Below are 25,240 nucleotides of genomic sequence, written 5' to 3'. Positions count from 1 at the left end.
TTCACTGGCTTTTTTTGAGAATAAAATTAGCTTTCCTGTTGAATACCCGCAACCAACCAATCTTGACTAGAACCTGCTGGTTTAACGAAATGCCAAACTTCAGCAAACGGTTGTGGAAGGCTATTTAAGTCTTCACTTACCGTACCCGTGAAACGAACGCTGACAACGTATTGACCATTTTCAGTCGCAGAATCAACAACCATAGCATTCAGATTTGAAAACTCAGCTACGTCTTGATCTTGGTTACCCATAATATCGTTATACATCGATTGATAAAGATCAGGCGTCAAATAACGTTGAATCTCAGCAATATTACTTGCCGTATTCATTGATTGAATATGGTTGAAGCGTTGGCGTGCAATGCGTAAGAAAGCAGCTGGTTCAGTTCCGTCAGGTAGCTGACTTCCACTAGACATTGTTGCTGCACCAAAAGGAGCTTGTGGTGCTTGACCAAATGGCGCTTGAGATGCAGCTGTACCACCGCCCACAGATTGACCAAAAATATTGGTATTGTCATTAGATACTGAAGGGCGAGGTGCAGCAGTTTGACCAAACGGTGCAGATTGTGGACCTGAACTGTTTGGTGCATAAGGGTTGTTAGCCGCTAATTTTTTTTTTGCTCCGAATTTACGGAAGATGAAGAACGCAGCAGCAGCAATAATCAACAACCATACCCAACTTGGGATACCACCTTCTTCCTCAGGTTGTGCAGCTACTTCTGCTTGACTTGCTGGAACAGTATCATCATCTGCTAAAGCATTTGCTGCGACTGCACCAATTGCAGCACCAGCAACACCAGCAGCGACCATACCACCCACACCAGGACCAGACTTTTGAGGCGCAGTCGCTGGAGCAGCAGGTTGTTGGGCAGGAGTAGCTTGACGTGGTTGCTGATATGATTGGGTTGGAGCAGCAGAACGGCTCATACCATGGCTTTTACCACCACCAGCACGTTTTGCTTCTGCAAAAGGCGCTACCATGAGTGTCGCCATTAAAATACCCGCAACTAAACTACGCTGTCGAACTTCCATCTAAAATTCCTATTTTAAAAAGTTAATTTCACACTGTATTTATGCAGTCTTTTGGCTTAAATTTCAACTTAAACCTCAATTTTTTTCAGTATTCATACACAGTGTACAGTTAAATAAATTGATCAGCTGAATTAATGTTCATCCGCTAAGCTCATCGCTTCAGTTAAAGCTTCATGTAGACGGGCAACGGCGATAATGCGAACACCAGGAATATCCTTTTGTGGTGCATTCGCTCTAGGGACTATAATATATTTAAACCCGTGCTTAATTGCTTCCTTCAACCGTTCCTGCCCGTTAGGTACGGGACGAATCTCTCCCGATAATCCCACTTCGCCAAATACAGCCAATTGCTGAGGGAGTGCTTTTGCTCTCAAACTTGAAGCACAGGCCAATAAGACGGCGAGATCTGAACCTGTTTCAGTAATTTTTAAGCCACCAACAACATTCACATATACGTCTTGACCAGAAGTTTGAACACCACCATGTCGGTGCATGACGGCGAGTAGCATATTTAAACGGTTTTGCTCAAGACCCAATGCAACACGGCGAGGTTGACCATGCGCGTCATCTACTAGGGCTTGCACTTCAACTAAGAGTGGACGTGTGCCTTCTCGACTAATCATGACGATAGAACCAGGAATCGCTTCATCATATCGGCTAAGAAAGATGGCTGAGGGATTGGCAACCTCTCTAAGCCCTTTATCGGTCATCCCAAAAACACCGAGTTCATTGACTGCACCAAAACGATTTTTAACAGCTCGAATCATTCGATAACGTGAATCAGATTGACCTTCAAAATAAAGTACGCAATCGACCATGTGTTCTAAAACACGAGGGCCAGCTAAAGCACCTTCTTTGGTCACATGACCCACAATAAATAAAGCTGTTCCGCTGTTCTTCGCAAAACGTGTCAGAAGGGCTGCAGATTCTCGAATTTGAGAAACGCCGCCTGGCGCAGACTGTAAGGTTTCAGTGTATAAAGTTTGAATCGAGTCTAAGATCGCGACAGCAGGTCGTTCATGCGCTAATACTTCGCAAATACGCTCTACGCACGTCTCAGCCATCACTTTTAATTGATCAGTTGGAAGATCCAAACGATTGGCACGTAATGCAACTTGAGATAAAGATTCCTCACCAGTGACATATAGGGCGGAACTTTTCGCTGCAGCCATATGGGTTGCCGTCTGCAAAAGAATTGTTGATTTACCAATACCAGGGTCACCACCGATCAGTACAACTGAACCAGTAACAAGCCCTCCGCCTAAAACGCGATCAAATTCTCCAATCCCTGTTGCTAAACGTGTTTCGTGAGAAACTGAAACTTGATTCAATGTAGTGATTGATGCTGCTTGACCAGCATAACCACCTGCAATTTTTGGATTTGCACGATGCGTAATCGCAGGGGCAATAGTGACTTCAACTAAACTGTTCCATTCTCCGCATTCTGAGCATTGACCTGCCCATTTAGGATGATCTGCGCCACATTGTTCACAGCGATATACACTTTTTGCTTTAGCCATAACTTAATATAGGTTTTTTGATTTTCTATATACTGAGCATACTGAGTAAAGGTTACGAAAACAAAAAAATATTGATCAAATTTTAAAACAATAAGACAAGTCATGACGTGTGCTTTAACGAGATATTAAATTAAAGCAATCATGAATTGATTTATACTCATATCAAAAATCGACTGAGTTATTTGATATGCGTTTGTACGCTCAACATATTGATGCCATCGCACGCGAAATACAGCGTGATGTGCTGTTTATTCATTTTGAGAATTACACGGATGATCAGAATGATGAAGAAAGTATTCGAGATCATGTGATTGCGTGGCTTGAACAACATGAAATTAAATTTGTGCCATGTTTAGGTTTGTCTGGTGAGGATGAAATTGACAGCTATCTGGGTGACCTATATCTAGATATTCCTTTTGATGAGCAAAATAACCAGTATCAGCTGGTTAAAAATTATCTTGAAGATGAACAGGGCAATATGATAATTGAACATGTTCTATTTTTTGTGTTGAGCTTGGAGGTTGCGGAAGAAATTGCAAAGGATCAAGAGGAAAAACAAAATTTGAACGATTAGAAATTTTCGTGAAAAGACAAAAAAAGCCTCATCAATGAGGCTTTTTTTTGGTTTGATTCTATTAATTGGTTTAATAAAGCTCACCAGATTTTCGTCGTTCAATAAAATCTTTAGATTCTTTTGCAATAATTCCAGAAAGTAATAATAAGGCAATTAAGTTTGGTGCTGCCATTAAACCATTGAAGGTGTCTGCGAAAAGCCAAACTAAATCAAGTGTGACGACACAGCCTACAAATACCGAAGCAATATAAATGAGACGATAGATAAATACTGACTTTTCACCCAGTAAATAGGTGCAACATTTTTCACCATAATAACTCCAACCTAAAATAGTTGAATAAGCAAAAAAGATGATTCCGAACGTAACAACCCAGCCCCCAAATCCTGGTAGTAATTTGTCAAAAACACTAATAGTCAAAACAGCCCCAGTTTGATCACCGAAACTTTGTCCTGCCATGATGAAACCCATAACAAGAACAATACCCGTAATTGAGCACACAATAATTGTATCAATGAATGTACCTGTCATTGAAACTAGGCCTTGACGGGCAGGGTGATCAGTTTTTGCTGCTGCCGCTGCAATTGGCGCTGAACCCATACCTGCTTCGTTTGAGAATACACCACGGGCAACACCGTAACGAATCGCTGCACCAATCGCACCACCTACTGCTGCTTCACCTGTGAATGCATAGGTAAAGATCATTTTTAAAGCAGGAACAACTAATTCAAGGTTATTGAAAATAATAATTAGCCCGCCAATGACATAGCCTAGAGCCATGACTGGAACAATAACTGAGGATGCTTTGGAAATAGACTTAATACCGCCTAAAATCACCAATGCAGAGAAAATTGTAATAATGATGGCAGTGGTGAGCGTGCTTATACCCAAACTATTTTCTACTGCTAGTGCCACTGTGTTTGATTGAACTGAGCTACCAATACCAAAGGATGCTAATGTACCAAATAATGCGAAGAGGACTGCGAGCCACTTCCATTTCGCGCCAAGTCCTCGTTCAATGTAGTACATTGGACCACCAGACATTTCTCCTTTTTCATTTTTTACACGGTATTTGACCGCCAAAACACCTTCACCGTATTTGGTTGCCATACCGAAAAATGCAGTCATCCACATCCAGAATACAGCACCCGGACCACCCAGTACACAAGCAGTCGCTACCCCTGCGATATTACCTGTACCAATCGTGGCTGAAAGTGCAGTCATGAGTGAGGCAAATTGTGAGATATCTCCCGAGTCTTTTTTATCTGGGTGTTTCCCGAACACTTGTTTAAATGCCAATGGAAGCATCCTGAATTGCCAAAAAAGTAGACGGAATGTTAAGAAAACACCTGTCCCAACAATCAGCACCAGCATATAAGGTCCCCAGACTAAGCCGCTGAGTGTTTCCATGATTGATTGTATTTCTTGCATAAATTACCTTCTTATTTTCCTGATTGTTTTTTACATGCATGATCAAGCAAGGGATATGCCATACTTTTGCGCGATCAAACACATCATTCCTTTTGATTATTTTTTGCACTTATATTTTTTACATATAACAACAAGATTTTCAATATTTTACTCAAAATAAGATAAATAAATATGATGAATAATTGATCATTCTGGTGATATATAAGAAAAATGAATTAATACTTTAAACTAATTAGAAAATATTGATCGTGCTAATTTTCTTTTTGAAATCTGATTTTTTTCAGTTAAGTTGTGCCGATTAATATATTTGGTGAATTTGAAAATGTCAGATCAAAATATAAATTCGCCTCAGCAAAATGGTGAATTACAACGAAGTCTATCCAATCGACATTTGCAGTTAATTGCAATTGGAGGCGCAATTGGAACAGGTTTGTTCATGGGCTCTGGGAAAACAATTAGCCTAGCTGGTCCTTCAATTCTTGTAATTTACATGATCATCGGTTTCATGGTTTTTTTAGTGATGCGAGCACTAGGCGAATTGTTGCTTTCAAATTTGCAATATAAGTCGTTTATAGATTTCGCCACGGATTTAATTGGACCATGGGCAGGTTACTTTGTGGGCTGGACCTACTGGCTGTGTTGGATCACCATCGGTATTGCAGATTTATCGGCGATCATTTATTACCTTCAGTTCTTCAATAATGGGATGCCTTTTAGCCCTGAAGAAGGGGTAATGATTAGCATCGCTGCAATCGTATTTATTATGGGATTGAATCTTGTTACAGTGAAACTGTTTGGTGAATTAGAATTCTGGTTTGCTTTAATCAAGATTATCGCAATTGTGGTTTTAATTGGCGTTGGCTTTTGGATGATATTTACAGGTTTCACTTCTACATCAGGTGAAATCGCAGCATTTAGCAATATTTGGTCAAACGGCGGGATCTTCCCAACAGGTGCAATCGGTTTCTTGGCAGGCTTCCAAATCGCAATTTTTGCTTTTGTGGGTGTAGAACTGGTGGGTACAACCGCAGCTGAAACTAAAGATCCTGAAACGAACTTGCCGAAAGCTGTCAACTCGATTCCTATTCGAATCATTATTTTCTATGTTTTGTCGTTGCTGGTGGTGATGTCGGTTACACCATGGAATAAGATTGATCCGAATATTTCCCCATTTGTAAACTTGTTTAGTCAAGCAGGTATTGCAGCCGCTGCTATTATTATGAATTTGGTTGTATTGTCTTCAGTGATGTCATCGATGAACAGTGGCGTATTCTCAACCAGCCGCATGCTGTTTGGCTTGTCGCGCGAGACTCAAGCTCCTGAAGCTTTTGGAAAACTAAATAAGCGAGCTGTGCCAGCGAATGCCTTGTATTTCTCAGCAGGATGTTTGTTACTAGGGGCAGCACTGCAATACTTCGTACCGAATACGGTGGAAGCATTTACTTTAGCGACAACACTTTCCACCATTTTATTTATTTGTGTTTGGTTGATGATTATTTGGAGTTATGTGGTGTATTACAAAACACGCCCAGAACTTCATGCAAAATCGATATTTAAACTACCAGGTGGATTGGTTACATGTGCGATTGTTGCTATTTTTTTTATTGGCATGATTGGGGTATTGGCTTTAGAAGATGATACTCGCCGTGCATTGATGGTGAGCCCGATTTGGTTTGTTATTCTGATCATTGGTTATTTTGGTTTTTATAAGAAAAAATAAAAACTTATAAATGATTTGCAATTTAGGTCAAAAGAAACGTCAGTAATTACTGGCGTTTTTTTATTTCTGTTATTAATCTGTTGCGTTAAATACTTTGGTGAATTAGATGATCAAGGTATACTTCTATAAATTTTACTGATAGGTGTAGGTATGCGTATTTTGATCGGAGTTATCAGTGCAGCCGTTGTTTCAATTTTGGCTGGATGTGGTCAGACTGGTGCATTACAACTACCCAGTGATCCAAACTATGACAAGCGAGCACAATATTTAATTTATAAAAACAGTGATCGCCCAAGTCAGGATCAAGCTGAACCTAAAGCAGATGCTGTACCTACTCAAGATTAATATTCATTTATTTTTTTTCTCCAGCGCAATTTAGAAAGGATACATCCATGAGTTTCCCTCGCATTCAAGGGGTTTTGCACGCAGAACAATGTTCATTGGATCAACTTGCTCAGCAATTTGGTACACCACTTTATGTTTATTCAAAAGCAACTTTTGAAAAACATTATTTGGATATGGATCGTGCTTTTAATTTTATCGATCACCAAATTTGTTTTGCAGTGAAGTCAAACTCAAATATCGCTGTTCTAAATGTGTTGGCGAAACTTGGTTGCGGGTTTGATATCGTGACTGGTGGTGAATTAGCACGTGTTTTACGCGCAGGTGGTGACGCTTCTAAAATAGTCTTCTCTGGTTTGGGCAAGTCTGAAGCTGACATTCGTCAAGCATTAGAAGTGGGTATTGCGTGTTTTAATGTGGAATCATATGCAGAGCTTGACCGTATTCAAAAAGTTGCAGCAGAACTTAATGTAAAAGCTCCAATTTCACTTCGGGTAAATCCAGATGTTGATGCCAAAACACATCCATATATCTCTACTGGTCTTAAAGAAAATAAATTTGGTATTCCTTCTGATTCGGTATATGAAACTTATCAGTATGCAGCAAGTTTAAGTCACTTAGATATCGTAGGAATTGATTGTCATATTGGTTCACAATTGACTGAAACTCAACCTTTTGTTGATGCACTTGATCGTGTCATGAACATGATTGAAGCATTGAAAAAATTAGGGATCAACCTCAAACATATTGATATTGGTGGTGGTCTTGGTGTGACTTATAAAGATGAAGTTCCACCGACAGTTGAAGAATATGCAAATGCTTTACGTCCTGCATTAGAAAAACTTGGTCTAAAAGTGTATATGGAGCCAGGGCGTAGTATTTCGGCGAATGCTGGCGTATTGGTGACGAAAGTTGATCTTTTAAAACCAACCAATCATCGCAATTTTGCAATTGTTGATGCAGCAATGAATGACTTGATTCGTCCTTCTTTGTACGAAGCTTGGATGGATATCCAAGAGGTTAATCAAAATTCGCAAACTGAGAAAAAAGTTTGGGATGTGGTTGGTGCGATCTGTGAAACAGGTGACTTCCTCGGTAAAGAGCGTGAACTTGCGATTCAAGCGAACGATCATTTAGCTGTTTTGGGTGCAGGTGCTTATGGTTTTGTGATGAGTTCAAATTACAACAGCCGAGGTCGTGCAGCAGAGGTGATGGTTGACGGTGATCAAGCACACTTAATTCGTCAACGCGAAACGATTGAGTCTCTGTGGGAACGTGAGTCCTTATTGCCTTAAGGAGACAATAGATGTTGCTAGAATTTACTAAAATGCATGGTCTAGGTAATGACTTCATGGTGGTTGATTTAATCAGCCAACGTGCTTATCTAGATCCTGTCATGATTCGCCGGTTGGCTGACCGTAATTTTGGCATTGGTTTTGATCAGTTATTAATTGTTGAAACACCAGACCATCCGAACGTTGATTTCAAATATCGCATTTTTAATGCGGATGGTTCTGAAGTTGAGCAATGTGGCAATGGGGTTCGTTGTTTTGCCAAATTTGTTCATGATCGTCATTTAACCAATAAAACTAAATTCAAAGTGCAAACAAAGGCGGGGATTGTCGAGCCTGAGTTGGGTGCGAATGGATGGGTGCGTGTGAACATGGGGTATCCGAAGTTCTTACCGAACCAAATCCCATTTTTAGCAGAAGCGCCTGCTGCTTTATATGATTTAGCTTTAGCGGATAATGAGACGATCAGCATCGATGTGGTTAATATGGGAAATCCGCATGCAGTGACCATTGTGCCAGACGTGTTAACTGCTGATGTTGCTAAAATAGGCCCTCAAGTGGAATCTCACGAACGTTTTCCTGAGCGTGTAAATGCTGGATTTATGCAGATCGTTGATGAAAAACATGCTCGATTACGAGTTTTTGAACGTGGTGTGGGAGAAACATTAGCTTGTGGTACAGGTGCATGTGCTGCTGCTGTCTCAGGTATGCGCCGTGGTTTATTGTCTAGCAATGTGGAAATCGAACTTGCCGGCGGTAAATTGCTGATTGAATGGAAAGAGGGAGATGTGGTTTGGATGACTGGTCCAACTGCAACGGTTTATGAAGGTCGTTTGGATCTACGTTATTTTCAATAAAACTTATTTCCTGACTAAAAAGCCCTGAAATTCAGGGCTTTTTACTTTATGATTTGTTGGAATGCCCACGAGTATTGATGATTAGGCATCGATTCAATAGAGAGAAAACCAAATGCAATATGGCGCAATGCAATTGCTGTCAATGTGGTTGAAAGAGAGAAAGATTCAAAATCAATCTGAGCATACGCTTGAGGCGTATTTCCGTGATGTGTCTGGTTTTATTGACTTTTGTTATGAAAAGAAAATTGAATTAAATCAAGTTGAAGCATCTGATTTACGAGAATATATGGCTTATAAGGTTGAACAACATCAACTCAACAGTGCAAGCTTACAACGTCATTTAACAGCCATTCGTCAATTCATGAAATGGGCTGTGGAAGGGAAATATGTATCGAATAATCCCATTCATGATTTTAAGTTAAAAAGACAGCCAAGGCCTTTGCCGGGTATGGTTGATGTCGAAACGATTCAGCAAATCTTGGATCAACCGGCACCTGAATCCTCTCAAGATCATCTCTTGTGGTTAAGAGATAAAGCTATTTTAGAGCTGCTTTATTCAAGTGGTTTACGATTAGCTGAAGTACAAGGATTGAATATTCGAGATATCGATTTTACACGACAATTACTTCGAATTATAGGTAAGGGAAATAAAACTCGGGTTGTTCCTTTTGGTTTGAAAGCGAAAACAGGTTTAATTGAATGGCTCAAAGTCCATCGTATCTGGTGTGGAGACATTGAATTGGATTCTCCAGTTTTTATTACCAAAAAAGGGAGTCGATTGACGAATCGACAGATTGAAAATCGAGTCAAATTGCAAGCACAAAGAGCGGGTGTTAATGTGGATTTACATCCTCACTTACTGCGACACTGTTTTGCTAGTCATCTGCTCTCAAACAGTGGTGATTTACGAGCAGTTCAAGAAATGCTAGGTCATAGTAATCTATCTACGACACAAATTTATACTCAGTTAGATTTTGATCGTTTGGCTCAAGTCTATGATAAAGCTCACCCTAGAGCCCAAAAATCTTAATCCTCAGTATTAAGTATATTGAATATACTTAATACTGTACTGAATGATAAAGTTATCTGTTTATAGTGCTGGTGTGTGTATAGGTATCATACGTGCGGGATTCACTTTTTGGAATGCGACTGCGATTTCAAATAAAGTCGGCTCATCAAATTCACGAGCAATAAACTCGATGTTAACATTCATAGGATAACTACTGCGACTTGAGTTGACTGATTTAGCAGGCATAGATAATGCAGGAAAACCACTAAACGGACTTAGGCGATTATTTGTACCTGTGGTCGGGCTACTTCCTAAATTGCCAGCAAACCCAGTAATAGAAGGGTAGGCTAAAGCGTCGTATTGTAAGCCTTTACGAGTACCATCTAGTTCAACATTATTTAAAGCGCTATTCATGCGTAAGCGCACGAAAGGACTTCTTTCAGTGGTGTTGCGCTCATAATTCTCAATATATGATGCACTTGTTGGATCAGAATTATAGCCGCTGAAGTTACGGATCATTAGTTCACTAGCGAGTAAATCTTCATACGATTGGTAAATACTTCTTGTGGTCTTTAGATATTCTGTAAGTGATATTTTAAATTCAGCACTTGAAAGACTCGAATAACGTGTCAAAATTGTATTTAGATCGCTTATTGTAACTATTTCTACAGTCGCTCCTGCCTCTTCAAGTTTAGTAATCGCGTTATCCATTGCTTCTTTAACGAGATTGTAGTCTTCTTTCTGTTGAGTGGTTGAACCTTCGGAAGGGTAAAGTGCTTGTACTATACCAATACGCTTTCCTTCAAGACTTACAGTGTCATGAGGAACGTAGCTATTCGGTTGATTAATCAATTCGCGGTAAGCAGACTCTGATTTTAGAAGAGGAGAAGTACGTGCAAATTCACTACGTTGATTTGAACTTAATGAGCTATCGAATCCGATCATTGCATCCATTAATTTTGCACAGTCAATAGCTTGTCTACACATTGGTCCAGCAGTATCTTGAGTTGGTGCCAGTGGAATAATTCCATCTTGGCTCAAAAGACGTAAAGATGGTCGTAAACCGACAAGACCCTGTACTGATGAAGGCACACGAATTGACCCTCCTGTATCAGTTCCTATTCCCACCATTGCAAAACTTGCAGATATGGCAGCGCCAGTTCCTGATGATGAACCACCTGGGCCTTTACTTAAGTCATACACATTTTTAGTTTGATCACCTAGAGTTGATTTTCCACCAAAGCCGAAAGCGAACTCATCAAGATTGGCTTTTCCTAAAATGATTCCGCCATTTTCTTTGATATTTTTTATGATATAGGCATCATCATTTGGAAAATTATCTTTTAATGCTACAGAACCTGCTGTGTTCGCCATATCTACAGCATCAATATTGTCTTTAGCGAGTACAGTGACACAGTGAAGAGGTCCTGAAAGTTTTGAATTTTTTGCAAATTGTTGGTCGAGCATTTCTGCTTCTTTAAGTGCATTTGGATTTAAAGAAATAATGCTATTGAGCTCAGGACCTTGTCGATCGTAAGCTGATATACGATTTAAATAACCTTGCACAACATCAACACAAGATGAACCTTTGCTTAAAATCGAGTTATGCAAATCACTAATGGTTGCTTCTACAGGATTAAACGGGACAGGAGGCGGCGTGTTAGAATTATTTGTGCTACTTTCATTGTCACCACAGGCTGTTAAGAAAGTTGCTATCGTGACAACAAGCAAAGTTTTTTTAAATGTGATCATGTGCATTCCCCAGATTAAGTTCAAACTGGTTAAGCAATGAATGTGCCACTCTAAAAATGAATGAAATTTACAGTTTTATGCTCCAGAAAATAGCTAATAACCATTGATATAAATAAAATGCGTTAATTTAATGCGAATAAAATTATTTGAAAAATAATGTATTGTTGGGATTGAGCTTTTGAAAGCTGTGCTTTTAAAAATAATTTTCCCTTAAACTTTAGCTTAAATTTTTCGAATTGATTTTTTTAATACGATTTTTAAGGTATAACTTTAATAGATGGATTTAAGTTGTATACAAATTAAAAAATATTTTGCAGGAATGATTAGGTCAAGCCATGATTGACAATATTGATCAAAAGTATCAGCAACTCTCTTCAGCACAAAAAGACATTTTTGCAGGTTATGGTTTACGTCAGGTGAAACATTTTGTGGAAATCAATTTACCGATGATTGAGGCCGCTCTACCTAACAATGCCTATGTGCAGGGTATTAATACTGAAGGAAAAATCCAAGCGATTGATCCAATAGCATCTAAGACTTATTTGTGGATTTCTGATCAGCAATGGCAAGAAAGACCTATTGCAGATCAAGGAGTTGATTTGAAAGAAGACTTTATTGAAGTTTGGAAAATTTTTGAACTAGAACAATACCCTATTATTGAATTGAGTCACGTCCATCGTGATTACTTGGCGGCGCTCAATCAAGTTTGAAAAAAATCATTTAAAAAACAGGGCTAATAATTTTAGCTCTGTTACTTTATAGAAAATTAAATTTACCCATTTCCAACAACTCAATACATAAAGATAAAATTATTGATTAAATAACGTTCAATTTTGTTTCATATATTTATTCTCCTCATTCGATTCAGTCAAATTCTTTACACTTGTCTAGTAATTTTGAATTTTTTTGGAGAGGGGTAAATGATTAAATTTCATGAAAATAATATCCATGCCGCCATTTTTGATATGGATGGCACAATGTTTGATACGGAGCGACTTCGTTTTCAAACGTTGAAGCAAGCATCATTAGAACTCATTGGTGTCGAATTTACAGACGCCTATTTATTATCTTGTTTGGGTTTAAGTGCTCATAGTGCCGAAAAACTGGCAAATCAGCAATATGGTCAAGAAGTGCCGTATGCGGAAATTAGAAAGCGAGCAGATCAGCTAGAACTTGATCATGTAAGAAAATACGGAGTGCCGATTAAATTTGGACTCATGCAAGTTCTTGAACGTTTAAGAAAGTCCAATCTGAAAATGGCAGTAGCAACTTCGAGTCGACGTGAAATAGCTGAAGAGTATTTAATCAATGCCAATGTATATAAGTTTTTCGACATTATCGTATGCGGCGATGAGGTTGATAATGGAAAACCACACCCAGAAATTTTCTTAAAAGCTGCTGAGCAACTGAACATTGATCCAACTTTATGTTTAATGTTTGAAGACTCAGAAAATGGAGTGAAGTCGGCGTTTGAAGCGGGTGGATTAACGGTATTACTTCAAGATATCAAAGAACCTAATTCAACCATGCTCGAAAAAGCGAATTTCTTTTACGAAAGCATGCATGATTTTCTGGAAGATTTGAATCAATTTACACCAAAATTAAAAATGCCTGCTCTATTTGACTCTTTTCCTCAGACTTTAAATCAGCATGTCGTGGGGATACATGGTTTTGGGGCAATAGGTGGTGGCTATATTGCCCAAGTATTGTCTCATTGGGATGGATATACTCGACCAAAACAAATCTATGCTTCAACGCGGAATTCACTCTATAGAAATAGTGTGAATACTTTTGGTGGTTACAGTATTCGTTATGGGCAACACTCTCATGACGAGCGAATAGACAATATAACCGTCATAGATGCATCAAATATTGAAATGATGCAGCACATGTATATTGAATCAAGTTTAATTGCACTGTGTTTACCTGAAAAGGCAATCGAGCAAGAAGCTAAAACCATTGCTCAAGGGTTGTATGCGCGTTATATCCATTTTGAAGAACAGTTGAATCCTCTAACAGTTTTAATTGTTTTGAACAAAGTAGGCGCAAAATCATTAATTGAACAACAGATTTGTAGTGCTTTGCATGAAATTACGGATGCGAAGACGGTCAATATCATCATGTCGCAGCACTATTTTTGCGATACAGTAGTCAATCGAATGGTAGCGAAAATTACAGATCAAAAATTATTTAGACAGTTAAAAATCAAATACAACATTTTTAGACATGTGCAGGATGAGCATGATTTAGACGTGACGGATGTGGATGAAGGGACGCGTTTAAATGCTGAACAAGAACAATTGGCTACTCAGTATATTGACGATCTATACGAAAAATTCAAATCGGCGCATATTCTACAGAATCTAGAATTAATCTTATTCCATGCCGAAACAGATATGCCACTTTATGTAGAAAATAATAGTCCTTTATTAGAAAAAATGCGCCAAATGATTCTGGTTGAAGAGATTGAAGAGATACAGTTAATCAAAAATCGCATGTGGAATGGTGTGCATGCAATGACAGCATGGGCTGCAAGTTTTCGACAATATGAAACAATCGGGATTGCACTGTCTGATGAGCAAATTTCTAAATTTATGTTGGCAGTACTCCATGAGGTTAAAGTTGGATTAAAGGATCTACTACCACATCGAAAAGAAAATTTAGAATTGTTGGCGAAGAGTTTTATCGACTCTTGTGAGACGGCTTATAAAGACCCATGTGATCGAGTGGCACGAGACCCATATCGTAAGTTAGGTTTTGGTGAGCGGGTACTATCTTCATTGGCATACAATTTTCAACGTGGCAAGCCTTATCAGGAAATTTTCAAAGGGCTTGTATTGGGTTATGCATACGTTATATTGAAGCAAAATCAACGATTTGAAGATGTGATTCGGCATTTTGCTCAGCAACTTAGTCAAACTGAATTGGAACTTGAGGATCAATTGTATTTACAGGAAGAGCTGAAACGGAGACTCAAAATTTGTGATCCTAAATTGAGTGAATCGGTGAATGAGCATGCACTTTTAGAAAATATTTTGAATGAAAAAATCGAGGTTGAAAAAACTTAAAGTATTGAACATTCGACTTTTTGACTAGATCAAAATGGATAATCGGTCCGATCTGAAAAGTCAGTCGGATCGATTGCTTTATGGTATTAAATTGATTGCAGGGGCAGTTGATAGCTTTGTTTAATGATTTGACTGGGTAAATCCGTTTTCACACTGGTAATCCCATTTTTTTTGGTTAAGTGTTCTGACTGAAATTTACGATAGTTCTCCAAATCAGGTACGACAACTTTTAACATCGCATCACATTCGCCCAAAATAATATAGCACTCCATGACTTGAGGGAGTTCTTTCATCGCTTCAATAAAAGTATCGATGGTTTCAGCGTCTTGTCCCACCAACCAAATACGCGAAAATAGAATAAGTTGTAATCCGATTTTTTGAGGATCAACAATGGTTGTGTATTGCTGGATGACTCCAGCATCTTCGAGAATTTTTACGCGTCTTAAACAAGAGGATGGTGATAAGCCAATCTCTTTGGCTAAATCATTATTTTGAATTCGACCGTTGGTTTGAAGTTCATGAATGATACTTTTATCGATACGATCTAATTTAACTGAAATTGATTTAGATATTGTTTTCATATATTAGAATTAAGTTCTAGAAATTAAAGAATAAATAGAATATTTGAAATCCTATTTTATGTAAATTCGAAGATACTTTTTTTTCATTTTCATTAATGATGGAAGAAAGAAAATGTCTACCTATTGGTTATTTGCTTTGACAGTTATCCCTCTTATTTTTACGCCTGGTCCGGATATGTTATTTATTCTGTCACAGGTAATGGGTAAAAATGCGAAAGCAGGCGTTATGGCGACTTTAGGGGTGTGTTTGGGTTATTTCGTCCATTCTTTTTTAGTCGTTGTGGGTATTGCGGCTATCATTATTTCTTTCCCTATTATTTTTGAAACGATCAAATGGTTAGGAATCTGTTATTTGCTTTATTTGGCATTTAATTTGATTCGATCTGCGCTTAATCACAAAAATATTGAAATTAAACAAAGTCAGGTCATTAGTCCGATTCGACGCGGTTTTATAACATCCTTACTTAATCCTAAAGGTATGCTTATTTATTTTGCGATTTTGCCTCAATTTATTAACCAGCATACCTCTTCGATTATGGGACAGGGGATTGTCTTATCCCTAATCTTCATTGGATTATGCTTAATTATTTATTCATCATTGAGTTTTGTATTTGCATTTTTGACACAGAAAACAGGGATAAATGAAAAACGTCAAAAATGGATTGATGGTGGTTCGGGAGTGATGCTTTCATTGGCAGCAACATGGCTCATTGTGAATTAACATTAAAAAAGCGCAAACTAATGTTTGCGCTTTCTATTCAAATAGAATTAACTTTGGTTAAATTATACTCAAAAAGAATAGCTGTTATTGTAATTTTTGCTGTCTGTTATGACATTTTTTACCTCAAATTTGGTGACTCACGCCAACGCTTTTCAACGTAAAATAAGAGTCTACAGCATCAATTCAACTGATGTAGTTAATAAATTAAAAAAATATTAAAAATCAAAGTTTAATTTTTTACAAAAAATATTGAAAAGCTGACAAATTTATTAACAAAATAATTTTGTGAACGCTCCGTTCAACGAAAATTACGCTTTTTTACAGCAGTTTTGTGAATTGTGACTTGACCGAAATGCCAAACACATTGCAAGATAGGACACCTAAAAATTTTAAATGAAGAGTTATTATAACTTTTCTGAATATTTACTTCTGTTAAAACAGCCGAGGATTACATGAAGGCTCTTGTTGCTGTAAAACGTGTGGTTGATGCCAACGTTAAAGTTCGCGTAAAGCCGGACAATAGTGGGGTTGACCTTACTAACGTTAAAATGTCAATTAACCCATTCTGTGAAATCGCAGTGGAAGAAGCGGTTCGCTTAAAAGAAAAAGGAACTGTTTCAGAAATCGTTGTTGTTTCTATTGGTCCTAAAGAAGCGCAAGAACAAATCCGTTCTGCAATGGCGCTTGGTGCAGACCGCGGTATCCTAGTTGAAGCTGATGACAGCCAACTTGGTGCTTTAGAAGTTGCGAAGATTCTTAAAGGCGTTGTAGACGCTGAACAGCCACAACTTATCCTTCTTGGTAAACAAGCAATTGATGACGACTCTAACCAAGTTGGTCAGATGCTTGGTGCATTACTTGGTGCTGGTCAAGGTACATTTGCTTCAGAAGTTAAAGTTGAAGGCGATAAAGTACAAGTGACTCGTGAAATCGACGGTGGTTTACAAACTGTTGAACTAGCACTTCCAGCGATCATTACGACTGACTTACGTTTGAATGAGCCACGTTATGCTGCTCTACCAAACATCATGAAAGCACGTAAGAAACCGCTTGATACTAAATCTCCTGCAGATTTTGGTGTTAATCCTGCAACTAAGCTTAAGACTGTTAAAGTTGAAGCGCCTGCTGAACGTAAAGCTGGTGTTCAAGTGAAGTCTGTTGATGAGCTTGTTGAAAAACTAAAAAATGAAGCGAAAGTGATCTAATACAGAAGGATAAAAATCATGAGTATTTTAGTAATCGCTGAGCACGACAACAAAGCACTTAACGGTGCAACTTTAAACGTTGTAGCTGCGGCTCAAAAAATCGGTGGTGATATCACTGTATTAGTTGCTGGTTCAGGCGCTCAAGCAGTTGCTGATGAAGCCGCTAAAGTTGCTGGTGTAAGCAAAGTTCTTTTAGCTGACGATGCTGCATATGCAAACCAATTGGCTGAAAATGTAGCGAAGCTTGTTGCTTCAATTGGTACAGGTTATTCACACATTCTTGCGGCGTCTACAACGACGGGCAAAAACGTACTTCCACGTGCTGCAGCACTTCTTGATGTAAGTATGATTACTGACATTATTGCAGTTGATAGTCCTAAAACTTTCAAGCGTCCAATCTATGCTGGTAACGCGATTGCAACTGTAGAGTCTGGTGAATCAGTTGTTGTTGGTACAGTTCGTGGTACAGCGTTTGATGCAGTTGCTGCTGAAGGTGGATCTGCTGCGGTTGAAGCTGCAACTTCTACTGGTGATGCGGGTATTTCTAAGTTCGTATCTGAAGAAATCGTAAAATCAGAACGTCCAGAATTAACAGCAGCTCGCATTGTTGTATCTGGTGGACGTGGTGTAGGTTCTGGTGAGAACTACCATAAAGTACTTGATCCATTAGCTGATAAGCTTGGTGCAGCTCAAGGTGCATCTCGTGCAGCAGTAGATGCTGGTTTCGTTCCAAACGATATGCAAGTTGGTCAAACGGGTAAAATCGTTGCGCCAGACCTTTATATTGCTGTAGGTATCTCTGGTGCGATTCAGCACTTGGCAGGTATGAAAGATTCCAAGGTGATCGTTGCGATCAACAAAGATGAAGAAGCTCCAATTAATGCAGTAGCTGACTACTGGTTAGTAGGTGACTTAAATACAGTGGTTCCAGAATTAGTTTCTAAAATCTAATTCAGCATTGCTGTACGAATGCTCTGATCGAGTAATGATTCATTTCATTTTACTTGGTCAGGGCATTTTTATATTTAATCATCAAAAAAATCTCATAAAACAAAATTATAGATTATTCTCATCAAGGGATCAGAATTTACCGTTTTATATGTTTTTTGTAATTGTGATATGATTCGCCATCATTTTTTAAGCTCATTCATACTTTCAATGTATTAATGAGGGAGTTTGTGTTTTGCTGGTCGACACCCGAATAACATTACCGCTTGTTCTAATCGCGGTCTCATGTTTAATTTTTCCATTATTTAATCAAGTCCATTTCAATGTGTTTGGTATGGAAGATGTGCGTCTGATTGAAAATTTACAGGCTCTTTTATTGTTGTCCTTTGCAGTTATTAGCTATTTTTACATAAAGCCTTTACAGCTTAGAGAAGGTAAGAAAGAGTTTTGGCTTTGGGCTGTTTGCTGGTGGGTTTTATTGTTTGGTCGTAGTACCAGTTGGGGGCGAGATTATTTCCCTGATGTCCCAAAAATCTATTTTCGAGGTATCTCAATTGTATTGATTGGGTCTGTGGTTTTTCCACTATTGAACCAAAAATTACGCACAGAGATTGTGAACAAGTTTAAGACAGCTATTATCCCAGTTTGGGCCTTGGTTTTGGCTGTGATTGGGCTCGTTGTTTCTGATGCGATAGAGCATCATCGCTTTATAGGGATGCTCCTGCTCACAGAAAATAGTAATGAAAGCTTACTCGAAGAGCTGTATGAGTTTCCGTTGATTTTAAGCTTATTTGCAATTTCTTTTAGTTTAATGAAAGCGGACAAGCGCGAACTTCATCATTGAAGAATATTCATGTATTTATAAAGATCCTTACGAGGATCTTTTTTATGTATAAGTAGCAAAAAAGTGATTTTTATCATTCATTTTAGGGCAATACTGTTTAAGAATTTTGTGTTGAAAATTTAGTCATTTTTATGAATAAAATTAAACAGATCATCCATAAAATTTAGGGACAAAAATACGGATTTGTGCTATAATTTTCGGCTGAGTTTTAGAATTTAGCTCCATAGATTTTGGGCTAATTTTTTGCAAGATTGATTATATAAATCGAGCAGTTTCTTCAAGCTGTTTGTAATAAGGAGTATGCATGAGCGTATCGGAAATTCGACCGATTGCCATTGAGGATGAACTGAAGAGCTCATATCTCGACTATGCTATGAGTGTCATTGTCTCTCGTGCACTACCAGACGTTAGAGATGGTTTAAAGCCAGTTCATCGCCGTGTTCTTTATGCGATGCATGAGCTTGGAAATGATTATAACAAAGCTTACAAAAAATCAGCGCGTGTCGTTGGTGATGTAATCGGTAAATACCACCCTCATGGTGACTCTGCTGTATACGAAACAATCGTTCGTATGGCACAAGATTTCAGTTTACGTTATCAGTTGGTTGATGGTCAGGGTAACTTCGGCTCTGTTGATGGTGACAGTGCAGCAGCGATGCGTTATACCGAAGTGCGTATGCGTAAATTAACGCATGAACTGTTAGCTGATTTAGAAAAAGATACAGTAGAGTGGGAAGATAACTACGACGGTTCAGAGCGTATCCCACAAGTTATGCCAACTCGTGTGCCAAATTTACTCATTAATGGTGTCACGGGTATTGCTGTAGGTATGGCAACCAATATGGCGCCGCATAATATGACTGAAGTGGTCAATGCGTGCTTAGCCTATGCCAATAATCCGAATATCAGTATTGAAGGATTGATGGAACATATTTCGGGTCCAGACTTTCCTACAGGCGGTATCATTTACGGTAAATCGGGTATTGTTGATGCTTACCGTACTGGTAAAGGTCGTTTATTTATTCGTGGTAAGTATCATTTAGAAGAAGACCAAAAAACAGGTCGTACGACGATTGTATTCACTGAAATTCCATATCAAGTGAACAAAGCAAAAACGATTGAACGTATTGCTGAACTTGTGAAAGAGAAGAAGCTCGAAGGTATTTCAGAGTTACGCGACGAATCTGATAAAGAAGGGATGCGTATTGCAATTGACTTAAAGCGTGGCGAAAACGCTGAAGTAATTGTTAATAATTTATTCCAAAATACTCAGCTTCAAAATTCATTCAGTATTAATATGGTTTGCTTGGATAATGGCCAGCCAAAGCTGATGAATTTAAAAGACATTATTGCTGCTTTCATTCGCCATCGTCAAGAAGTTGTAACACGTCGTACGATGTTCGAATTACGTAAAGCGCGTGAACGTGGTCATATCTTGGAAGGTTTAACGGTTGCTTTAGCAAATATTGATGCCATCATCGAAACCATTAAAACCTCTGCGAATCCGCAAGAAGCACGTGAACGTTTGCAAGCAGGGGAATGGTCTGCAGGTGGTGTAGTTGCTTTATTGGAAAAAGCAGGTTCAGTTTCTGTTCGCCCAGATGAGATTGAGGGTGAAGATCCTAATAAACCGTTTGGATTATCTGGCAATATTTATCGTCTCTCGCCGACTCAAGTGGGTGCAATTTTAGAATTACGTTTGCATCGTTTAACTGGTTTAGAACAAGATAAGCTGCATGCAGAATATTCTGAAATTTTGGCACAAATTGCAGAGTTGACAGCAATTCTTAATGATTTTGAATTGTTGATGAACGTGATTCGTGAAGAGCTTGCACTTATTCTTCAGCAATACGGTGATGAGCGTCGTACTGCGATTGTAGAATCTCGTGTAGATTTCTCTCGTGAGGATTTAATTCCAGAAGAACAAGTTGTTTTAACCGTTTCTCAATCAGGCTATGCGAAAACACAGCCACTTTCTGATTATGCTGCGCAACGTCGTGGTGGGCGTGGTAAATCAGCAACGTCTATGAAAGAAGATGATTACATTCAACATTTGATTGTGACATCTAACCATGCAACAGTTTTATGCTTTACCAATGTCGGCAAAGTCTATCGCTTAAAAGTTTTTGAAGTGCCTCAAGCTTCTCGTGGTGCAAAAGGTCGTCCTATGGTGAACTTATTGCCATTAGATGAAAATGAGACAATTACTGCTATTCTGCCAGTGATTGATGCACCGAAGAAATTTAAAGAACGTCTAGCCGATTTCCGTCAGTTTGTTAAATCTCATCAAGCTCAATTACAGCAAAACGAAATCATTGCTGCACACTATGATGCATTAGAAAAATCATTTGCTGATCTAGCAGATGGTGACGATCTATCGGACGAATTGCGTACACATCTGAAAGAGTTAGGAGTTGAATTATCAACTACAGATCTTGATGATGAAGTAGTAGTTGAATTTGCTGAGCTTGTAGAAAACTTACGTAAAAACTTCTATGTCTTTATGGCAACTGAATACGGTACGATCAAGCGAGTTGAACTTGAGCAGTTCTCTAATGTACGTTCAAATGGTTTACGTGCAATCGAGTTAGCTGGAGATGACCGTTTAATTGGTGTTGCGATTACTGATGGTGAACAACAAATTATGTTGTTCTCGAATGAAGGTAAAGCGATTCGATTTGCAGAAACTGATGTACGTGCAATGGGTCGTTCTGCGAAAGGTGTACGTGGTATGCGTGTCACCATTGGATTGGCTCAAGCGGAAGAAATTGAAGACAATGATGTAGATTCAGAAGATGAAGATACGGATTCTAATTTCCTAAGCCGTATTGTTTCATTAGTCGTTGTTCCGGAAACAGGTGAAGTGCTTTGTGCTTCAGCAAATGGTTACGGTAAGCGTACGCCAGTGGATGACTTCCCGACCAAGAAACGTGGTGGTAAAGGCGTCATTGCGATCAAGACATCTGATCGTAATGGTGAGCTAGTTGGTGCGGTAGCGATCGATGTCAGCAAAGAAGTCATGCTGATTTCTGATGGTGGTACGCTAGTACGTACTCGTGCATCTGAAATTGCTCAGACGGGGCGTAATGCACAAGGTGTACGTTTAATCCGCTTAGGTGAAAACGAGACATTGGTTGGTGTTGAAGCGATTGAAGCTGTTGAGGAAGATGATTTTATAGAATCAGTTGAAGGTGAAGAGGCTTCAATTGAATCTAATGAATCAGTAGATACTCAAGAAATTGATACGACTGATAGCGATGAAAAATCTACAGATGAATAATTTGTAGGAATTAAAAAAGGACGCTGAAGCGTCCTTTTTTAATTAACAATAGTCTAAAAAAGAATTTTAATTAAAAATGAAACTCAAATTTAATTATAGCTTGCTGATTGTAATAGCACTGTTTATAACAGCATGTAGTGAACCCTTTCATTTCAGCTGAATGAAGGAGAGAGGGGAATCTGAGGAATATTGTTCATAAACAAAACATTCAGCTGTAAATACTGATGCGCTTTATAATGCAGTTCAAGATAAAAATAATGAAATGGTTGTTGAAATTGTAGATCCAGATATAAAAGATGGATTTTTATTACACAGTCATTTTAAAAGAGTCAGCTATGAATGGTATGGTGAGATGTTTTAAGTGTTCGCTTGAAATGAAAGACAATACAACGAAATAGTCATAATAAATTTTGTCAGATTGAGAGCTGTTGTAGTGAGCGATTTAAACTTACTAACTACGGTGTCTCTCAAAATATAGTAAACATAAATCTCTGATAAATGTAGAGCTTATTGAAAAAATAGCTTTAGTGTGAAAACAAGATTGAAATTATTTAAGTTGAATATACTGCAAGCTATGGTTATCTGTGGTTAAATGCCATCATTTTATTGTGTTTCACTCTGAAAGGAAAAATCATGCGCGCGTACAACTTCTGTGCTGGTCCTGCTGCATTACCTACTGCTGTATTAGAAAAAGCTCAAGCTGAGATGCTTGATTGGCAGGGTAAGGGCCTATCAATCATGGAAATGAGTCATCGTAGTGCAGACTACGTCGCTGTTGCTGAAAAAGCAGAAGCAGACTTACGCAAGTTGATGAATATTCCTGAGAACTACAAAGTGCTTTTCTTACAGGGTGGTGCTTCTCTACAATTCTCTGCGATTCCATTGAATCTATTAGGGAAAAATAACAAAGCAGATTATATCCATACTGGCATTTGGTCTGAAAAAGCTTTAAAAGAAGCAAAACGTTATGGCGAAATTAACGTGATCGAAGCTGGTATTAAAGATGCAGATGGTAATCTTGCAATTTCTGATGAAAGTACATGGAATTTATCTGCTGATGCTGCCTATGTTCATTATGCAGATAACGAAACGATTGGTGGTATTCAATTTAAAAATATCCCAACTACGGCTAAACCACTGGTTGCAGATTTATCTTCTAGTATTTTGTCGGCACCAATTGATGTTTCAAAATTCGGTCTTATTTACGCGGGTGCGCAAAAAAATATCGGTCCTGCTGGTTTAACATTGGTAATCATTCGCGATGATTTATTAGATCAAGCAAAAGAAGAAATTCCGAGCATCTTGAAGTATTCAGCGCAAGCGAAGAACGATTCTATGGTGAATACACCTTCTACTTATGCTTGGTATTTATCAGGCTTAGTATTTGAATGGTTGCTTGAACAGGGTGGTGTAGAGGCAATTCATCAAGTGAACCAGCAAAAAGCTGAATTGTTGTATGGTTATATTGATTCAAGTGACTTCTATGCAAATCCAATTGCGAAAGAATATCGTTCAATTATGAATGTGCCATTTACATTGGCGAAGCCTGAACTTGAAAAGCAATTCCTGAAAGAAGCAGAGGAAAATAATTTATTAAATCTTGCAGGACATCGTTCAGTAGGTGGTATGCGTGCGAGTATTTACAATGCAGTGCCACTTGAAGGTGTACAAGCTCTTGTGAAATTTATGGATGATTTTGCGAAGCGTAACGCTTAAAATCAGTCTGTAAAAAAAGCCTGTCATATGACAGGCTTTTTTTATGCACTAAAACGCAGATGAAAGTAATCAATGCTACTTTATTAAAATGCTGGAATAAGATTGGTAAAGTGGAAAATAAAAGCAGCGAGGAAAACACCTAAGAAAAAGAAACAGTAAGCACCCTTGTCTACACGAATACGAGGGCGTGCTTGTTCCATTAAGCCTGTTGATTGTTCCGGTATAATTTTCATCTAGGAGCCTAAATATTACTTTATAGTTAAATCCTATTTATTTGATGTATTTTTAGCATAAATATTCGCCTGAATCCATATATTTCCACGAATATATTGACCAATTTCGAAATTTTTATAATTCTCATCCTTAGTCGCGATACGAATAAGTGTAGCAGGTTGGTTATCTTCCAAAATAAGTGTTACATCATAAAGTTGATAAAATTGATCGTTGAACTGCATTTGGGTCTTGCCAACCACTTTTCCTTGGAACCAGGCCTCATCTTCCTGACCCATGGTTTCACCGTACAAGTAAGCCACCATTTTCGAAAAATCGACCGTTACAGGTTCTTTATCGGCATCTGATTTAGGTTCCCAAGCATCAATCAGCTGCTGTAAATTATCTGGCGCTACACCATTGTGTTCACTCAAAATTTCATTTAAAGCACGATGGTGTTTAATTGAAGCTGGATCATCCACAACAATTTGTTCTTGATCAGCAACTTTTTCTAGCTCATAAGCCCACGCATTTAATTGGACTTTATAAGATTGATTTTTTTGGTATTGAATTTGGTTAACACTGTATAAGCTATCAAAAGCATAAACCACACTATTATCACTAACTTTTAATTGTAACACTGCTTGCGTGTTGGACTTACATGTAATGATGCGTTCAATCGTCGCGTTCAACGTATAAGGACTATCAAAAGTAGGGAAGGCTGTTTTGACTGATTTAGGTTTATTGTCTTCTACAGCAATGACTTGAACCAATTGGATAGGTTGTTGTTTAGGTCCTTGAATTAGCCAAACATTCGGATCCATATCTTGTTCTTCAGCACAAATCCCCATCGGCATGACAGGTGCATTTAGTGCTTCACTCAACCATTTTGGAACCTGAGCAGTCGGATCATCAGTTAACAGCGCCCAATGTTCTACATGGCTACCAAAGCTTTGATCTTCTATCGTAATAATTTCAGGTTTGTTTTGATTGTTCATATGCTCATTCTAAGATTGAGTGAATTACTCTATGTAATATCGAGGATAATTGATATTTTTCAAGTCTTGAATTGTTTTTTCTTTATGCAATCCAAAAGTTTAACGCGGCATAAATGAAAAAGAGCATCTAAGTGCTCTATGGG

The 25,240-nt window shown here is 38.3% G+C and carries 21 protein-coding genes; 14 read left to right on the top strand and 7 right to left on the bottom strand.

The annotated features are described in order from the left end of the window. Positions 1 to 26: 26 nt before the first annotated feature. Complete coding sequence (locus AC1M9K_RS03590; RefSeq protein ID WP_092765963.1) at positions 27 to 1,031, bottom strand: Tim44 domain-containing protein; 1,005 nt, start codon at positions 1,029 to 1,031, stop codon at positions 27 to 29. 131 nt (positions 1,032 to 1,162) lie between these two features. Further along, positions 1,163 to 2,551, bottom strand: coding sequence for a DNA repair protein RadA (gene radA, locus AC1M9K_RS03585; protein ID WP_035267023.1), 1,389 nt, complete (start codon positions 2,549 to 2,551; stop codon positions 1,163 to 1,165). Between the two features lie 187 nt (positions 2,552 to 2,738). On the opposite strand from radA, the gene AC1M9K_RS03580 reads away from it, so the two are divergent. Beyond that, positions 2,739 to 3,125, top strand: a complete 387-nt coding sequence (locus AC1M9K_RS03580; protein WP_481588531.1) for a hypothetical protein — start codon at positions 2,739 to 2,741, stop codon at positions 3,123 to 3,125. Between the two features lie 70 nt (positions 3,126 to 3,195). Here AC1M9K_RS03580 and AC1M9K_RS03575 read toward each other — a convergent pair whose 3' ends face one another. Continuing rightward, positions 3,196 to 4,554 (bottom strand): alanine/glycine:cation symporter family protein, encoded by a 1,359-nt coding sequence (locus AC1M9K_RS03575; RefSeq protein WP_481588530.1) that lies wholly within the window; start codon positions 4,552 to 4,554, stop codon positions 3,196 to 3,198. Between the two features lie 322 nt (positions 4,555 to 4,876). Between AC1M9K_RS03575 and AC1M9K_RS03570 the strand changes: the two genes are divergently transcribed. From AC1M9K_RS03570 to AC1M9K_RS03550, 5 genes are all read left to right on the top strand, one after another. After that, positions 4,877 to 6,274: an amino acid permease gene (locus AC1M9K_RS03570; protein WP_481588529.1), complete on the top strand. Its 1,398-nt coding sequence runs from the start codon at positions 4,877 to 4,879 to the stop codon at positions 6,272 to 6,274. A gap of 150 nt (positions 6,275 to 6,424) precedes the next feature. Next, on the top strand, positions 6,425 to 6,619 hold the full coding sequence (gene lptM / locus AC1M9K_RS03565) for an LPS translocon maturation chaperone LptM (protein WP_035267033.1): 195 nt from the start codon (positions 6,425 to 6,427) through the stop codon (positions 6,617 to 6,619). A 47-nt stretch (positions 6,620 to 6,666) separates the two neighbouring features. After that, positions 6,667 to 7,911, top strand: a complete 1,245-nt coding sequence (lysA, locus tag AC1M9K_RS03560) for a diaminopimelate decarboxylase (protein ID WP_481588528.1) — start codon at positions 6,667 to 6,669, stop codon at positions 7,909 to 7,911. An 11-nt stretch (positions 7,912 to 7,922) separates the two neighbouring features. Continuing rightward, the gene (gene dapF / locus AC1M9K_RS03555) at positions 7,923 to 8,765 is read left to right on the top strand and encodes a diaminopimelate epimerase (protein WP_035267038.1); all 843 of its coding nucleotides are present in this window, start codon (positions 7,923 to 7,925) and stop codon (positions 8,763 to 8,765) included. 112 nt (positions 8,766 to 8,877) lie between these two features. Next, positions 8,878 to 9,795 (top strand): tyrosine recombinase XerC, encoded by a 918-nt coding sequence (locus tag AC1M9K_RS03550; protein WP_481588527.1) that lies wholly within the window; start codon positions 8,878 to 8,880, stop codon positions 9,793 to 9,795. Positions 9,796 to 9,855: 60 nt separating this feature from the next. Here AC1M9K_RS03550 and AC1M9K_RS03545 read toward each other — a convergent pair whose 3' ends face one another. Then, positions 9,856 to 11,526 (bottom strand): amidase, encoded by a 1,671-nt coding sequence (locus AC1M9K_RS03545; RefSeq protein ID WP_481588526.1) that lies wholly within the window; start codon positions 11,524 to 11,526, stop codon positions 9,856 to 9,858. Positions 11,527 to 11,861: 335 nt separating this feature from the next. Here AC1M9K_RS03545 and AC1M9K_RS03540 point away from each other — a divergent pair, with 335 nt between their 5' ends. Then, the gene (locus AC1M9K_RS03540; protein WP_481588525.1) at positions 11,862 to 12,236 is read left to right on the top strand and encodes a hypothetical protein; all 375 of its coding nucleotides are present in this window, start codon (positions 11,862 to 11,864) and stop codon (positions 12,234 to 12,236) included. A gap of 210 nt (positions 12,237 to 12,446) precedes the next feature. Continuing rightward, positions 12,447 to 14,594, top strand: a complete 2,148-nt coding sequence (mtlD, locus tag AC1M9K_RS03535; protein WP_481588524.1) for a bifunctional mannitol-1-phosphate dehydrogenase/phosphatase — start codon at positions 12,447 to 12,449, stop codon at positions 14,592 to 14,594. A gap of 86 nt (positions 14,595 to 14,680) precedes the next feature. Here the strand turns inward: mtlD and AC1M9K_RS03530 are convergent, their stop codons facing one another. Beyond that, positions 14,681 to 15,175: an Lrp/AsnC family transcriptional regulator gene (locus AC1M9K_RS03530; protein WP_481588523.1), complete on the bottom strand. Its 495-nt coding sequence runs from the start codon at positions 15,173 to 15,175 to the stop codon at positions 14,681 to 14,683. Positions 15,176 to 15,287: 112 nt separating this feature from the next. Here AC1M9K_RS03530 and AC1M9K_RS03525 point away from each other — a divergent pair, with 112 nt between their 5' ends. From AC1M9K_RS03525 to serC, 6 genes are all read left to right on the top strand, one after another. Then, the gene (locus AC1M9K_RS03525; RefSeq protein WP_035266421.1) at positions 15,288 to 15,896 is read left to right on the top strand and encodes a LysE family translocator; all 609 of its coding nucleotides are present in this window, start codon (positions 15,288 to 15,290) and stop codon (positions 15,894 to 15,896) included. A gap of 452 nt (positions 15,897 to 16,348) precedes the next feature. Next, the gene (locus AC1M9K_RS03520) at positions 16,349 to 17,101 is read left to right on the top strand and encodes an electron transfer flavoprotein subunit beta/FixA family protein (protein ID WP_035266425.1); all 753 of its coding nucleotides are present in this window, start codon (positions 16,349 to 16,351) and stop codon (positions 17,099 to 17,101) included. A gap of 18 nt (positions 17,102 to 17,119) precedes the next feature. After that, on the top strand, positions 17,120 to 18,052 hold the full coding sequence (locus tag AC1M9K_RS03515) for an FAD-binding protein (protein ID WP_481588522.1): 933 nt from the start codon (positions 17,120 to 17,122) through the stop codon (positions 18,050 to 18,052). A 232-nt stretch (positions 18,053 to 18,284) separates the two neighbouring features. Continuing rightward, a complete protein-coding gene (locus tag AC1M9K_RS03510; protein WP_035266431.1) occupies positions 18,285 to 18,893 on the top strand; it encodes a hypothetical protein in 609 nt (202 codons plus the stop codon). Positions 18,894 to 19,197: 304 nt separating this feature from the next. Beyond that, positions 19,198 to 22,173: a DNA gyrase subunit A gene (gene gyrA, locus AC1M9K_RS03505; RefSeq protein WP_481588521.1), complete on the top strand. Its 2,976-nt coding sequence runs from the start codon at positions 19,198 to 19,200 to the stop codon at positions 22,171 to 22,173. A gap of 633 nt (positions 22,174 to 22,806) precedes the next feature. Further along, positions 22,807 to 23,889, top strand: a complete 1,083-nt coding sequence (serC, locus tag AC1M9K_RS03500) for a 3-phosphoserine/phosphohydroxythreonine transaminase (RefSeq protein ID WP_481588520.1) — start codon at positions 22,807 to 22,809, stop codon at positions 23,887 to 23,889. Between the two features lie 83 nt (positions 23,890 to 23,972). Here the strand turns inward: serC and AC1M9K_RS03495 are convergent, their stop codons facing one another. Next, the gene (locus AC1M9K_RS03495) at positions 23,973 to 24,122 is read right to left on the bottom strand and encodes a hypothetical protein (RefSeq protein WP_171076764.1); all 150 of its coding nucleotides are present in this window, start codon (positions 24,120 to 24,122) and stop codon (positions 23,973 to 23,975) included. Between the two features lie 33 nt (positions 24,123 to 24,155). Continuing rightward, a complete protein-coding gene (locus AC1M9K_RS03490; protein ID WP_092765979.1) occupies positions 24,156 to 25,097 on the bottom strand; it encodes a hypothetical protein in 942 nt (313 codons plus the stop codon). Between the last annotated feature and the right edge of the window lie 143 nt (positions 25,098 to 25,240).

The organism is Acinetobacter sp. 24-47-67 (assembly GCF_056779735.1).
Note: the sequence above shows the minus strand (reverse complement) of the source record. Positions and strands in the feature narration are given on the sequence as shown.